This is a genomic window from Pseudophaeobacter sp. 1A09344 (assembly GCF_041008745.1).
Lineage (GTDB): Bacteria > Pseudomonadota > Alphaproteobacteria > Rhodobacterales > Rhodobacteraceae > Phycobacter > Phycobacter gallaeciensis_A.
Genome location: NZ_JAXGFS010000009.1, coordinates 141,206 through 154,000 on the forward strand (window position 1 = coordinate 141,206; position 12,795 = coordinate 154,000).

Below are 12,795 nucleotides of genomic sequence, written 5' to 3' on the forward strand. Positions count from 1 at the left end.
ACAAGCCATCGATGAAACAGAGTCACTCGGGCAGCGGCGGGGCGCCTCCGGCAAAGGAATTTCCCTTGGCATAGTCGCAAGGCGCCTCTTGCATGTTGAGGTGCAGATCATCACCCGTAAAGGGATTGGCGCGGGCCAGATCCTCGTCCACCTCGATGCCCAGACCGGGGGCCTCGGGCGGCCGGATGAAGCCCTCTTCGACGCGGATCGCCCCTTTGATCAGGGCGTCGTGGAAGGGAGTTTCGATGGTTTCGGCCATCAGGATATTCGGAATCGAGGCCGCCAGATGGATGTTCGCGGCCCATTCCACCGGCCCGGCATAAAGATGCGGCGCCATCTGCGCGTTAAAGGCTTCGGCGATGGCGGCGACCTTCTTCATCTCCCAGATGCCACCGGCCCGTCCCAGCGCCGGTTGCAGGATCTCGGCAGCGCCCGCGCGCAGCACCGCGCCGAACTCGGCCTTGGTGGTCAGCCGCTCGCCGGTGGCCACCGGGATGCGCACCTGCCGGGCGACGCGGGCCATGTCGTCGATATTGTCGGGGGGCGTGGGTTCTTCGAACCACAGCGGCGAATAGGGCTCCAGCGCCTGGCCCAGCCGTACGGCGCCTGCGGTCGAGAACTGGCCATGGGTGCCGAACAGCAGGTCGGCGCGATCGCCGACCGCCTCCCGGATCGCCTTGCAAAAGGCGACCGACTGGCTGATGTCGCGCATCGCGGGCATATGGCCGCCGCGCATCGTATAGGGGCCTGCGGGGTCGAATTTCACCGCCGTATAGCCCCTCAGCACCATTTCGGTGGCGCTTTCGGCGGCCATATCGGGCGAGGTCCAGAAGGCGGCGATGTCGTGATGGGGCAGCGGATAAAGATAGGTATAGGCGCGGATGCGATCGTTCATCCGCCCGCCGAGCAGTGCGTGCACCGGGCGGTCCCTGTCCTTGCCCAGAATGTCCCAGCAGGCGATTTCCAAGCCGGAAAAGGCCCCCATGACCGTCAGATCGGGACGCTGGGTAAAACCCGAGGAATAGGCGCGGCGGAACATCAGCTCGATGTTTTCCGGATTCTCGCCCGCCATATGCCGGTCAAAGACATCGCGGATCACATGGGTCATGGCGTCCGGCCCGATCGAGGCGGCATAGCATTCGCCCCAGCCGGTGACCCCGGTGTCTGTGGTGACCTTAACGAGGATCCAATAGCGTCCACCCCAACCCGGGGCAGGCGGTGCGGTGACGATGATGTCGAGGTTCTGCAGCTTCATGGGAGGGCTCCTTTGGGCTGCGGCAGCCGTTAGTGGTTGAAGAGGATGACGTTGCGCCGGGCTGAGCCGGTCTTGGTATCGGCGATGGCCTCGTTGATCTGGTCAAGGCGCCAGCGGCCGGAGATCAGCTCGTCCAGTTTGAGCCGCCCCTGATCGTAAAGGTCGATCATCCAGGGGATATCGCGCTGGATCACCACATCGCCCATCTTGGAGCCGACCATGCCCTGACCGATGGCGGCCATTACGACGGGCTCGTATTCCGCCTTTTGGCCGGAATGCGGCATGCCGATCATCACCGCCTTGCCGCCCCTTCCCAGATAGCGCACGGCCTGATCATAGGCGGGGATGGCGCCTACAGTGACCAGCACCGCATCGGCCCCCTTGCCGCCAAGCGCTTTGTAAGCGGCGCGCCAGGGTGAGGCCTGGCTGCCGAGCACCCCGTGGGTGGCGCCGAATTCCTTGGCAACCTCCAGCTTTTCCTCGCTCATGTCGACGGCGACAATGCGGCGGGCGCCTGCGATGCGGGCGCCCTGAATGGCGTTGAGGCCAACGCCGCCGGCGCCGATTACCACCACGTCCTGCCCAGGGCGCAGACCGGCGGCATTGACCGCGGCACCAACGCCGGTGATCACCCCGCAGGAAATCAGCGAGGCGACATCCTTGGCCATGGTGTCGGGGATCTTCACGATCTGGCGCTGATCGACCACCACCTTTTCTGCGAAGGCACCGCAAGCCATGGCTTGTTCCAGCGGGCCGCCATCGGCGGTGGTGAGGGGGCCGTTTTTGACCCCGTCATAGGGCGTTTCGCAGATCGTCGGCTTGCCTCCTGCGCAGCTGGGGCAGGTGCCGCAGGCGCGAATCAGGGTGACGACAACGCTGTCTCCCTCTTCAAATCCGTTGACGCCGCCGCCAACCGCGGTGATCGTTCCGGCCGCCTCGTGGCCATAGACGGCAGGCAGGTGACCGCCCCAGGCGCCTTCGGCATAGGAAATATCGCTGTGGCAGATGGCCACCGCATCCAGCGTCACCTCGACCTCGCCCATGCGCGGGGCGGCCAGCTGAATCTCCTCGATCACAAGCGGACTGCCGAAGGCGTGGCAGACGGCGGCTTTGATGGTTTGCATGGTGCGTTCTCCCCGTTGGCCCGTGTTTTTTAGACCGTGCATTTTCCGCACGGTGACCCGGACGGTTGATTGTCGCAAGAGGAGAGTTGAAGGGGAGATTGCGCGTTTACGTGTGGGAACGGCTGGCGCGCAAGAATAGCAGACACCCACCCAACATCAGCACCAGCGCCAGCAGGAACGGCGCCCCCGGCAGGTAGATGGCGGTCTCGGCGCGGGTGAAATGGGCAAAGGTTAGCGTCATCATCATCGGAGAGATGATCATCGACAGGGCGTGTACGGCGGTCATCACCCCCTGTAGCTCCCCCTGTTGGTTGTCGTCCACCGCGCGGGACATGATCCCCTGCAATGCGGGCTGCACCACCGCGCCAAGGGCCGAGACCGGGATCAGCGCAAGCGCCAGCGACCCGCTGGTGATGAAGGCGAGAATGCCAAAGGCGACAAAGTCGAAGATTTGCCCCCAAAGCACGGTGCGTCGCTCGCCGAACCAGCGCACGCAGTGGCGCAAGAGCCAGCCCTGCACCAGCGCCATCGAGACGCCGTAGATGGCCAGTGACACGCCGATGACCCTGGTGTCCCAGCCAAACCGTTCGGCGGTGAAATAGGACCAGATCGACGGGTAAACGTAGATCGCCACGGAATAGAGGAAATAGACCCACAGAAGGTTGGCAATACCAGGAATGCGGGCCATGGCGCGAAAGGCGCCAAAGGGGTTGGCGCGGCGCCAGTCAAAGGCGCGGCGGGTCTTGTCGGTGACCGTTTCCCGCATCACGAACCAACCAAGGGCAAAGTTCAGCGCTGACAGGGCGGCGGCCGCATAGAACGGTGCCCGGGTGCCCATCTCGCCAAGCAGACCACCGATCAGCGGACCCAGCACGAAACCAGCGCCAAAGCCCGCGCCCAGAAGGCCGAAATTCGCGGCCTTTTCATGCGGTTTCGAGATATCGGCGATATAGGCGCCTGCGGTGGAGTGGGTGGCGGCGGTGATGCCGCCGATAAGACGCCCCGCCAGTAGCAACCACAGCGATCCGGCCAATGCCATCACCAGATAATCCAGCGCCATCACGAATAGCGACACCAGCAACACCGGACGGCGGCCAATGGCATCTGACAAGGAGCCCAGCACCGGGCTGAACAGGAATTGCATCACCGCAAAGACGGTGCTGAGAACGCCGCCCCAGATCGCCGCATCCGCCAGCGATCCGCCCTGCACCTCGACAATCAGGCTGGGCATGATCGGCATGATCAGACCGATGCCCATGGCGTCGATCATCACGGTCAGCAGAACAAAGACCAGCGGCAGGCGCATCAGAAGGGCACAGCCTCTGCCAAACCGTCTTTCCCGTGTCCCATTCTGGTGTCTCTTTGCCGGTTATTTCTCGCCGCAGATTTCGGCGGCTTTTTCGGCAAAACGCAAGGCTTCCGCCGGGGCATGTCCCAGTTGCCGGGCTGGATCAAACAGCGCCTCAGTATCCAGATCGGCAAAGGTGCGCGCTGCAAGGGTGCTGAGTGGCGTTGCGGTCTCGTTGGCCTCCAGGCAGAGCTTTTTCACGGCGGCCTGCGCCTCCGGTCGGGGCATTGTGGCGGCGAGGGCAAAGCTCAGCGCCTCGGCGTGGATCATGTCCAGGCCGCTGGCGAGCGCCGCCCCCATGGCATCAGCGTTGGGGGTGATCCCGGCGCTCAGATCTTTGGCCATGGCGGCGGCGCTGGCGGCGCCCAGCACGATCTGTGGCAGGCACATCCATTCAGTGAACCAGGCGGCACCGTCGCGCTGATGCTGCTGCATGGCGGCGCCGTGCAGGACCGAGAGAAGCCCCGATCCCTGCCGCGCCAGCGCCACCAGCGCCGAGGGCGCAACCGGGTTCTGTTTCTGCGGCATGGTCGATGAGGCCCCGGCGCCGCCAAGACGGATTTCCTGAATGCCGGTCTGCACCAGCGCGATGCAATCCTCACCCATCTTGCCAAGCGCCAGATTGACCCGCACCAGCCAGTCAGTGAGGCGCAGCACCGGGGTTCGGTCGCTGTGCCAGCTGCGTCCGGGATCGCCAAGAGACAGGCCTTCGGCCAGGGCAGTGCGGATCTGCGGCGCCTCGGGCCCCAGCGCCCCGGCGGTTCCGGCAGCACCAGAGAGTGAGACCAGCAGGCAGGACTGGCGCAAGGTGGGCAGCTCTTCAAGAAGCGCGATCAGTGGCGCGCCCCAGGCGGAGACCACGGCGCCAAAACTGGTCGGGGTGGCATGCTGGCCATAGGTGCGGGCGGGCATCGGCAGCTCGGCATGGTCCTTGGCCAGCCGGGCCAGTGCCGTCAGCGCTGCTTTCAAATCGGTTTCAACCGCCGTCAGAACCTGCCGCAGCCGCAGCATCAGGCCGGTGTCCATGATATCCTGCGAGGTGGCACCCCAATGCACGTATTGCGCATGTTCCGGCGCGTTCATCTCGCTGCGCAGTGCGGCGACCAGCGCGGGCACCGGCACGCCATTTTGTCCGGTGGCCTTGCGCAGCGCACCGGGGTCCAAAGCGACTTCCATCACCGCTCGCTGGATGGCGGCAGCGCTGTCGGCGGGGATCACGCCCGCCGCGCCCTGCGCCTTGGCCAGCGCACCCTCGACCAGCAGCATGGCGCGGATTTCGGCGCTGTCGCTGAACAGGCGCGCAGCATCGCCCGCCGGGAAAAGATCGCCATAAAGCTGGCTGTCAAAGACCGATCCGGCCATGTCAGAGATCCTTTTCGATCTGGGTGAGCAGATCCGCCAGCGCATCCGGCGCGGCGAAGAAGGGGGAATGAGAGGTCTGCATCACATGCACGCGGCCCTTGGGCCAGTCCTTGACCATATCGGCCTGATATTCCGGCGGAATGGTCTGGTCATTTGCACAGCGGATATAGGCCTTGGGCGTACCGTCCCAGTTGGCGCCCAGGGTCAGCGGCGTGTCCTGCGGGCGGATCGCTTGCGGGCAGAGACGCTCCAGCGCATAATCCACCGCCTCTTGCGGGCAGTCGTGGTAGAACAGGCGCGGCACCTCGGCCGGGTCTACTGTGTAGCTGTTGCTGGCTTCGTCTTTGATCGCCGCATGGGCCAGCGTCTGGCGCGGGCCGCGCTTGCGCATGTCGATCATGGAAAGGCCCGAGACTGGCACATAGGCGCAGAGATAGATCAGCCCGCGCAGGCGGCTGGGGTCCTTTTCTGCGGCGGCCGAGATCGGAAAACCCGCCCAGGAATGGCCCAGCACGATGGTGTTCGGCCCGGCGGCCATCAGGATCGCCTCGGCGGTTTCCTCCAGCGTGACACTGGTCAGGTCGCGCCCGTCGTTGTGGCCGGGCAGGTCGATGGCGCGGGCGGTATGGCTGCGCGCCTCCAGCGCCGGGATCAGGTCGCGCCAGCACCAGGCGCCGTGGCAGGATCCGTGGATCAGCAGAAAGTCAGCCAATGTGTCCGATCTCCTTGAGGAAGGTGGTCAGCCGTTCGGTGTATTCATCGGGCTTTTCGACGCAAGGGATGTGGCCCGCGCGGCGGATCAGGTGGAATTGCGATCCGGGGATCAGATCGACGGTTTCGCGCACCAGATCGGGCGGGGTAGAGCCATCCTCGGCCCCGGCAAAGCCAAGGCAGGGCAGACGCAACCCGCTGGTGGGAGTGTAGAAATCGGTGCCCGCGATGGCGGCGCAGCAACCTGCGTAACCGGCGCGCGATTGCTGCACCAGCATGTTGCGCCAGAGGGTCAGCTCGGGTGTTGCGCGGAAATCCTTGCCGAACCAGCGTTCCATCACGTTGTCCGCCAGCGCCTCGATGCCCTGTTCCTCGACCGCCTTGATCCGTTCCTGCCACATCTCGGCGGTGCCGATCTTGGCGGCGGTGTTCGACAGTACCAGCGCGCGCACCTGATCGAGGCGTTTCACGGCCAGCCCCTGTGCGATCATGCCGCCAATGGAGAGGCCGACAAAGACGCAGTCGCGCACATTGAGATGATCCAGGAGCCGCTCGGCATCGCGTACCAGCGCGCCCATGGAATAGGGAGCGGGCGGAACGGTGGACAGACCATGCCCGCGCTTGTCATAGCGGATCACCTTCAGACCCGCAGGCAGGCGTTCGACCACCGCGTCCCAGACCCTGAGGTCGGTGCCCAGAGAGTTGGCAAAAACGATGGGCGCGCCGTCCGGATCGCCGTCGACACGGTAGTGCAGCTGGACATCGCCCAGATCCGCGATTTGCATGATATCTCTCCCCGTCACGTTTGCGGCGCACCATATCCGCGAAGGCACGGGAAGGTAAAGCAAAGGTCGGGGAGGGACGGGTGCCGCCTTAGGCGTGCTGCTCCAGTGCGCGGATGAACATCGCGGGATCCACATTGCCGCCGGTGGCCACGGCGATCACCGCATCGCCTTGGATCTCATCCCCGTGGAACAGTGCCGCGGCAAGGGCAGCAGCGCCGCCCGGCTCGACAACGATCTTCAGCCGCAGGAAGGCCAGCGCCATGGCGCGCAGGGCTTCGTCCTCGGTGATGACAATGCCGGGGCCGCAAAGGCGCGAAAGGATGGGAAAGGTGATTTCCCCTGGTGCAGGCGTCAGGATAGCATCGCAGATGGAGCCGGAGGTGGCGGGATTGCTTTCGACCTGCCCGCTTGAGAGCGACCGGGCCACGTCGTCAAAGCCTTCGGGTTCGGCGGGACGTACCCGCAGACCGGGCGCGCGGGCCTCCAGCGCCAGCGCCACGCCGCCGGTCAGACCGCCGCCACCGCAGCAGACCAGCACATCGCCCGAGGTGACGCCTTCGGCAGCGGCCTGCTCGGCGATCTCCAGACCAACGGTGCCCTGACCCGCGATCACCTGCGGGTCGTCATAGGGTTTGACCAGCGTCAGGCCGCGGGTCTTCTCGTAATGCGCGCCGATCTCTTCGCGGCTTTCGCCTGCGCGGTCATAAAGCACCACCTCGGCGCCAAGGGCGCGGGTGTTGTCGATCTTCAGCTGCGGGGCATCAGAGGGCATGATGATCACGGCAGGGACGCCATGGGCCTGCGCTGCCGCCGCGACGCCCTGCGCATGGTTGCCGCTGGAATAGGCCAGCACGCCGCGCTTGCGGGTCTCGTCGTCCATCGCCGAAAGCGCTGCCCAGCCGCCCCGGAACTTGAACGATCCAGTGTGTTGCAGGCATTCGGGTTTGACCAGCAGGCGACGCCCCGCAACCTCGTCGAGGAAGGGCGAGGATAGCAGCGGTGTCTTGCGGGCGTGGCCGTCAAGCCGCCGGGCAGCGGCTTCGATCATGGAAATGGAAGTCATCAAATCTGGTCCAATACGGAATGAATAAGGGTGAGGGCAGCCGGTTCGTCCAGAAACGGGACATGGCCGCGATTGTCCAGCTCTACCGCCTGCAGTGCAGGCAGGCGGCGCTGCATTTCAAGATAGGTCTCATGGCTAAGCACATCGGAATTGGCGCCCCGGATCACGCCGCAGGGCAGCCCCTCAAGCGCCATGAACAGCGCCCAAAGATCGGGGGGCGGGCCAGCCTTGGCCTGCTCAAGCAGCGCATCGCGCAGGCGTGGATCATAGCGCAGGGAAAGGCCATCCGGCGTTTCGTCGTAGAAGACCTCGACCTCTTCACGCCAGCGGGCGGGCGGCACGTCGGGGAAGGCGGGTGCCATCAAAGCCGCCAGAGTTTGCGCAGCCTTATCATAGGTTTTTGCAGCGGGGCGGCGACCGACGTATTCCATGATGCGGGCAATGCCACCTTGAGGGATTTCCGGTCCCACATCGTTCAGCACCACGGCGCTAAGGCGGTCCTTTGCGGTGGCGGCCAGCACCATGGCCACCATTCCCCCACGTGAGGTGCCGAGGATCGCCGCCTGTTCCAGGCCGAGGTGATCCATCAGTTCGGTCACATCCTGCGCCTCGCGCATGACGTTGTAATTGGCAATCTCAGGATCGAGGTCCGACTGCCCGCGCCCGCGCGCGTCCAGCGTGATCATCCGGTAGCGCGTCGCATGCGGTGCGAAATAGCGAAAGTCCTGCCCATCTCGGGTAAGGCCCGGCAGGCAGATCAGCGGCAGGGCCTGACCCTGCGCGCTGTCGGTGTAGTGGAGCGACAGCCCATCCGAAGTGGTGAAATTTGGCATCGGCGCGATGTGCTCCTTTGGGATTGAGGGGATCAGCCCTTGGCGATGTTCGGGATCGTGGTGAGATCATTCAGCACGTGCTGCGGCGTCCAGGGCAGGCGGTCCATCGGTTCTTCGGCGCGGTTGACCCAGACGGTTTCGAAGCCGTAACCGCTGGCCGCCGCCGCGTCCCAGCCGTTGGAAGAGACGAAGAGCACCTCGGACGATGCGCAGTCAAAGCGTTTGCCGACCAGATCGTAGACGCTGGAATGCGGCTTGAAGACGCCGACGCTTTCGACCGACAGGAGATCGTCCAGAACCGCGCCCACTCCGGCGGATTGCACGCATCCTTCGAGCATGCCGGGCGAGCCGTTGGACAGGATGGCCGTGTTGAAACCGGCCTCTTTCAGCGCGGTGAGCATGGCGGGCACTTCGGGGTAGGCTTGAAGTTCCCAGTAGAGCGCCAGCAGACGCTCGCGCAGGGCGTCATCTCCGGCCAGACCGGCGGCCTCCAGCGACCAGTCCAGCCCGTTCTGGGTGACCTCCCAGAAATCGGTATGGGCGCCTGTCACCGCACGCAGCCAGGTATATTGGATCTGCTTCTGGCGCCAGTTGGCGGCGAGGGTTGCCCATGTGCCCTGAAGCTGCGGGAAGTCCGGCTCGGCCGCGGCCTGCCGGGCGGCGGCGGCAACATCGAACAGGGTGCCATAGGCGTCGAATACACAGGTGGTGATGGGCATGGGGTCCTCCGTTGCCGCGACTTTGTCATAGGAGGCAGCTTGGAACAAAGCGGGAAGTTGTACCTGTCACAATTGCGCGAGGGTGCCCGGATGGCGGTCAAATATTGTCTCTGCTGCGGTCCGGGCCGTGGGTTTACATCACAAACAGGTCCTGTAGGGTCCGGCCCTTTAGATTCTGAACACGAACTGGAGGTCACATGACCGAGGTAAAGAATGGCGACACCGTGCGCATCCACTACACGGGCCGACTGACGGATGGGACCGTCTTTGACAGCTCCGAAGGGCGTGATCCGCTGGAGTTCACCGTTGGCGCCGGTCACGTGATCGGCGGCATGGATGCCGGTTTGCCGGGCATGGTCGCGGGCGACAAGAAGACGCTCGAGATCGCCTGTGATGACGCATACGGTCCGTCCAACCCTGACGCACGTCAGGCGATCCCGCGCGAAGGTATTCCGGATGACATTCCGCTGGAGCCGGGCACGCAGCTGCAGATGCAGACCCCGGAAGGCCAGGTCCTGCCGGTAACCGTGGTCGAAGCGGACGAAGCGACGGTTACGCTGGATGCCAACCATCCGCTGGCGGGCAAGGATCTGATTTTCGATATCGAGCTGGTGTCGATCAACTGATCTGCGAATTATTCTGCAAGGCGGGGTTCTCCCGCCCGAAAAGGCCGGATCCCAGATCCGGCCTTTTCCGTTGGGCCCTTTTCGTCGGAGTGGCGCCGCTGCGCGGCGCGAAGGACGGCTGAGAGGCGCCAAAGGGAGGGCTTTGCCCCTCCTTTGGACGCCAGAGCCAGTTTGTGTGCAGCCAGAGCCGCCTTAAGGGCAAGCCGCACCGAGGGTGCGGCGGCTGCGCCGCCCTTGACCCGGCTCCGGCCAAAGGGGGGATGGGCGTTTCGCTTTCTCTACTTGCATGGGCATGAAACTGCGGCTTTGCTGGCCGAGGGGCAAAACAGGGAGACATATGGCATGGCTGCAACGGAGCTTATCCGGGCACTGGACCTTGAGGTGCCGATCTTTCAGGCGCCGATGGCGGGGGTCAGCTCTCCTGCCATGGCGGCGGCGGTCAGCAATGCAGGCGGGCTTGGCGCGCTGGGCATCGGGGCATCGGGCGTGGCGCAGGCGCAGGAGATGATCCAGCAGACGCGGGCGCTGACCGCGCGGCCCTTTAACGTCAATGTTTTCTGCCACCAGCCCGCAGTACCCGACCCGGCGCGGGAGGCAGCCTGGCTGGATCTGCTCGCACCTGTCTTTGCTCGGTTCAATGCGGCGCCGCCCGCGGCCTTGAGCGAAATCTACACCAGCTTTGTGGTGGATCGGGATATGCAGAAGATGCTGCTGGCAGAGCGCCCGGCGGTGATCAGCTTTCATTTCGGCCTGCCTGCGCCGGATGTGATCCTGGCGCTGAAAGAGGCGGGAATCTTTTTGATGGCGAGCGCCACATCGTTGGCGGAGGCGCGTGCGATCCGTGACGCCGGGGTGCAGGCGGTGGTGGCGCAGGGCTGGGAGGCTGGCGGTCATCGCGGCATCTTTGATCCGGCAGCTCCAGACGAAAGGTTGAACGCCCTTGACCTGACGCGGCGGCTGGTGGCGGAGCTTGATCTGCCGGTGGTCACCGCAGGCGGGTTGATGACGGGGGGCGATATCGCAGCGGCGCTGCGTTTGGGGGCGTCTGCAGCACAGCTGGGCACCGCTTTTATCGATTGTAGCGAGAGCCTGGCTGATGGCGCGTACCGCGCCCGGCTGCATTCGAAAGCGGCAGACGCCACGCAGATGACAGCGGCGATTTCAGGCCGCCCAGCCCGTTGCCTCGCCAACGATTTCACCGCATGGGCGGCAGAGCACGCAGGCGCGGCTGTTCCGGACTACCCGATCGCCTATGATGCGGGAAAGGCGCTGAATGCGGCGGCCAAATCGGCCGGGGCTTCCGGGTTTGGTGCGCAATGGGCGGGCCAGGGCGCGCCGCATGCCTGCAGCGGTCCGGCAGCAGAGATCATGGCTGCGCTGATTGCCGAATGGCGCGCGGCCATGGCCTAGACCAGCGGGCGAAACAGAGCGCGATCCGCGCGCCGGTGTAACGAGCAGATGGAGGGTATGAGATGAGCACGCGAATGGAGGATCTGCTGGCCCGGATGCGGGAGCTGCAGGACGAGCTGGAAGATGAAATCGCCGACAAGCGCGCGGCGTTCCAGTACAAGCTGGAGAACGGCCGCATCGTCTGGGAGGAAGAGGCCCGCCGTCGTCACCGGGCGTTGCGGGTGCGCTGGCTACGCTTTCTTGCCTACACACGGCCGATGGTGCTGATCACCGCCCCTTTCATCTATGCGCTGATCGTGCCCTTCGTGCTGCTGGACCTCTTCGTGCTTGTCTATCAGGCCGCCTGTTTCCCGGTTTACGGTATCCCAAAGGTGCCGAGGCGCGATTTTATCCGGATGGACCGGCACCATCTGGCCTATCTAAACGGGGTGCAGAAACTGAATTGCATCTACTGCGGCTATTGCAACGGGGTGATCGCCTGGGTGCGCGAGGTTGCCAGCCGCACCGAAGCCTATTGGTGCCCGATCAAGCATGCGGCGCGGGTGGCGGGCGCGCATGCGCGCTATGCCGAGTTCTCTGAGTTCGGAGACGGCGAGGGGTTCGAGGCAGGATTGGCCCGCTCCCGCCGCAAGGTTCAGGAGAAGGATGGCCCGGACGAGGCTGACGGAGCCTGAAGTGCTTGGGGGTTGTTCCTGCCACAAAAGAAAAACGGGCGTCCGGTGAGGGCGCCCGTTTTCTATGTTGAAGGATGCGGCCTGCAGGTTGCCTAGAGGTGTTCCTGCTGCGGCATGCCGAGGATGTGGAAGCCGCCATCAACGCGGATAACCTCACCCGTTGTATAGGCGCCGGCATCTGAGGCGAGGTAGACGGCGGTGCCGCCCACGGCCTCCAGCGTAGCATTGGACCGCAAGGGCGCGTTCTGTTCGGTATGCTTGTAGGTCTTGCGTGCCCCGCCAATGGCGGCCCCGGCGAGGGTCTTCATCGGGCCGGGTGAGATCGCGTTGACGCGGATGCCATCGGGGCCAAGGTCATTGGCCAGATAGCGGGTGGCGCTTTCCAATGCGGCCTTGGCAACGCCCATCACGTTGTAGTTCGGGGTCACCCGGTTGGAGCCGCCATAGGTCAGCGTCAGCAGGGTGCCACCGTTCTCCTCCATCATCGGATAGGCGCGGCGCGCCACCTCGATGAAGGAATAGGCGGAGATATCCATGGAGTTCTTGAAGTTCGCACGGCTGGTGTTGATGAACCGGCCGGTCAGCTCTGTCTTGTCCGAATAGGCAATCGCGTGCACCACAAAATCGATCGTCGGCCAGCGCGCTGCCAGCTGTTCGAATGCGGTGTCGAGCGAGGCATCGTCGGTCACATCCACATCAACCATGAAATCGCTGCCGACAGAGGCCGCGAGCGGTTCCAGCCGCTTGCCAAAGGCTTCACCCTGATAGGTGAAGGCCAGCTCGGCTCCGGCCTCGTGCATCGCCTTGGCGATGCCCCAGGCGATGGAACGTTCGTTGGCCACGCCCATGATCAGGCCCCGTTTGCCGGTCAAAACTCCAGACATG

General features: G+C 64.5%; 13 protein-coding genes. 3 read left to right on the forward strand and 10 right to left on the reverse strand.

Annotation, left to right across the window (positions count from 1 at the left end; genetic code table 11):
• Positions 1 to 22 precede the first annotated feature (22 nt).
• The 9 genes from SM765_RS16180 to SM765_RS16220 all read right to left on the reverse strand — a co-directional run bounded on the left by SM765_RS16180 (position 23) and on the right by SM765_RS16220 (position 9,200).
• On the reverse strand, positions 23 to 1,255 hold the full coding sequence (locus tag SM765_RS16180; protein WP_274837985.1) for a mandelate racemase/muconate lactonizing enzyme family protein: 1,233 nt from the start codon (positions 1,253 to 1,255) through the stop codon (positions 23 to 25).
• A 29-nt stretch (positions 1,256 to 1,284) separates the two neighbouring features.
• Entirely contained in the window at positions 1,285 to 2,379 is a 1,095-nt protein-coding gene (locus SM765_RS16185) for a Zn-dependent alcohol dehydrogenase (RefSeq protein WP_274837986.1), read from the reverse strand.
• Between the two features lie 106 nt (positions 2,380 to 2,485).
• Positions 2,486 to 3,685 carry a TCR/Tet family MFS transporter gene (locus SM765_RS16190; RefSeq protein ID WP_274837987.1) on the reverse strand — a complete coding sequence of 400 codons (1,200 nt, stop codon included), beginning with the start codon at positions 3,683 to 3,685 and terminating at the stop codon, positions 2,486 to 2,488.
• Between the two features lie 63 nt (positions 3,686 to 3,748).
• The gene (locus SM765_RS16195) at positions 3,749 to 5,089 is read right to left on the reverse strand and encodes a lyase family protein (RefSeq protein ID WP_274837988.1); all 1,341 of its coding nucleotides are present in this window, start codon (positions 5,087 to 5,089) and stop codon (positions 3,749 to 3,751) included.
• Position 5,090: 1 nt separating this feature from the next.
• The gene (locus tag SM765_RS16200) at positions 5,091 to 5,801 is read right to left on the reverse strand and encodes an alpha/beta fold hydrolase (protein ID WP_274837989.1); all 711 of its coding nucleotides are present in this window, start codon (positions 5,799 to 5,801) and stop codon (positions 5,091 to 5,093) included.
• Positions 5,794 to 6,585, reverse strand: coding sequence for a 3-oxoadipate enol-lactonase (gene pcaD, locus SM765_RS16205; RefSeq protein WP_065272308.1), 792 nt, complete (start codon positions 6,583 to 6,585; stop codon positions 5,794 to 5,796). The genes SM765_RS16200 and pcaD overlap by 8 nt, the downstream gene beginning before the upstream one ends.
• Positions 6,586 to 6,673: 88 nt before the next feature.
• The gene (locus tag SM765_RS16210; protein ID WP_274837990.1) at positions 6,674 to 7,648 is read right to left on the reverse strand and encodes a threonine ammonia-lyase; all 975 of its coding nucleotides are present in this window, start codon (positions 7,646 to 7,648) and stop codon (positions 6,674 to 6,676) included.
• Positions 7,648 to 8,481, reverse strand: coding sequence for an alpha/beta fold hydrolase (locus SM765_RS16215; RefSeq protein WP_274837991.1), 834 nt, complete (start codon positions 8,479 to 8,481; stop codon positions 7,648 to 7,650). Before SM765_RS16215 ends, SM765_RS16210 begins: the two co-directional genes overlap by 1 nt.
• Before the next feature lie 32 nt (positions 8,482 to 8,513).
• Positions 8,514 to 9,200, reverse strand: a complete 687-nt coding sequence (locus SM765_RS16220) for a haloacid dehalogenase type II (RefSeq protein WP_274837992.1) — start codon at positions 9,198 to 9,200, stop codon at positions 8,514 to 8,516.
• 197 nt (positions 9,201 to 9,397) lie between these two features.
• Between SM765_RS16220 and SM765_RS16225 the strand changes: the two genes are divergently transcribed.
• The 3 genes from SM765_RS16225 (at position 9,398) to SM765_RS16235 (ending at position 11,910) form a co-directional block, all read left to right on the forward strand.
• Positions 9,398 to 9,826 (forward strand): FKBP-type peptidyl-prolyl cis-trans isomerase, encoded by a 429-nt coding sequence (locus tag SM765_RS16225; RefSeq protein ID WP_065272312.1) that lies wholly within the window; start codon positions 9,398 to 9,400, stop codon positions 9,824 to 9,826.
• A gap of 342 nt (positions 9,827 to 10,168) precedes the next feature.
• Positions 10,169 to 11,236 carry an NAD(P)H-dependent flavin oxidoreductase gene (locus tag SM765_RS16230; protein WP_274837993.1) on the forward strand — a complete coding sequence of 356 codons (1,068 nt, stop codon included), beginning with the start codon at positions 10,169 to 10,171 and terminating at the stop codon, positions 11,234 to 11,236.
• A gap of 62 nt (positions 11,237 to 11,298) precedes the next feature.
• The gene (locus SM765_RS16235) at positions 11,299 to 11,910 is read left to right on the forward strand and encodes a hypothetical protein (protein WP_274837994.1); all 612 of its coding nucleotides are present in this window, start codon (positions 11,299 to 11,301) and stop codon (positions 11,908 to 11,910) included.
• A gap of 92 nt (positions 11,911 to 12,002) precedes the next feature.
• Here SM765_RS16235 and SM765_RS16240 read toward each other — a convergent pair whose 3' ends face one another.
• Positions 12,003 to 12,794, reverse strand: coding sequence for an enoyl-ACP reductase FabI (locus SM765_RS16240; protein ID WP_274837995.1), 792 nt, complete (start codon positions 12,792 to 12,794; stop codon positions 12,003 to 12,005).
• Position 12,795 lies beyond the last annotated feature (1 nt).

Bases quoted from the DNA above. Each gene is read 5' to 3' on its own strand.
- SM765_RS16180 (WP_274837985.1), bottom strand. From the start codon at position 1,255: ATGAAGCTGCAGAACCTCGACATCATCGTCACCGCACCGCCTGCCCCG.
- SM765_RS16185 (WP_274837986.1), bottom strand. From the start codon at position 2,379: ATGCAAACCATCAAAGCCGCCGTCTGCCACGCCTTCGGCAGTCCGCTT.
- SM765_RS16190 (WP_274837987.1), bottom strand. From the start codon at position 3,685: ATGCGCCTGCCGCTGGTCTTTGTTCTGCTGACCGTGATGATCGACGCC.
- SM765_RS16195 (WP_274837988.1), bottom strand. From the start codon at position 5,089: ATGGCCGGATCGGTCTTTGACAGCCAGCTTTATGGCGATCTTTTCCCG.
- pcaD (WP_065272308.1), bottom strand. From the start codon at position 6,585: ATGCAAATCGCGGATCTGGGCGATGTCCAGCTGCACTACCGTGTCGAC.
- SM765_RS16210 (WP_274837990.1), bottom strand. From the start codon at position 7,648: ATGACTTCCATTTCCATGATCGAAGCCGCTGCCCGGCGGCTTGACGGC.
- SM765_RS16215 (WP_274837991.1), bottom strand. From the start codon at position 8,481: ATGCCAAATTTCACCACTTCGGATGGGCTGTCGCTCCACTACACCGAC.
- SM765_RS16220 (WP_274837992.1), bottom strand. From the start codon at position 9,200: ATGCCCATCACCACCTGTGTATTCGACGCCTATGGCACCCTGTTCGAT.
- SM765_RS16225 (WP_065272312.1), top strand. From the start codon at position 9,398: ATGACCGAGGTAAAGAATGGCGACACCGTGCGCATCCACTACACGGGC.
- SM765_RS16230 (WP_274837993.1), top strand. From the start codon at position 10,169: ATGGCTGCAACGGAGCTTATCCGGGCACTGGACCTTGAGGTGCCGATC.
- SM765_RS16235 (WP_274837994.1), top strand. From the start codon at position 11,299: ATGAGCACGCGAATGGAGGATCTGCTGGCCCGGATGCGGGAGCTGCAG.
- SM765_RS16240 (WP_274837995.1), bottom strand. From the start codon at position 12,794: ATGTCTGGAGTTTTGACCGGCAAACGGGGCCTGATCATGGGCGTGGCC.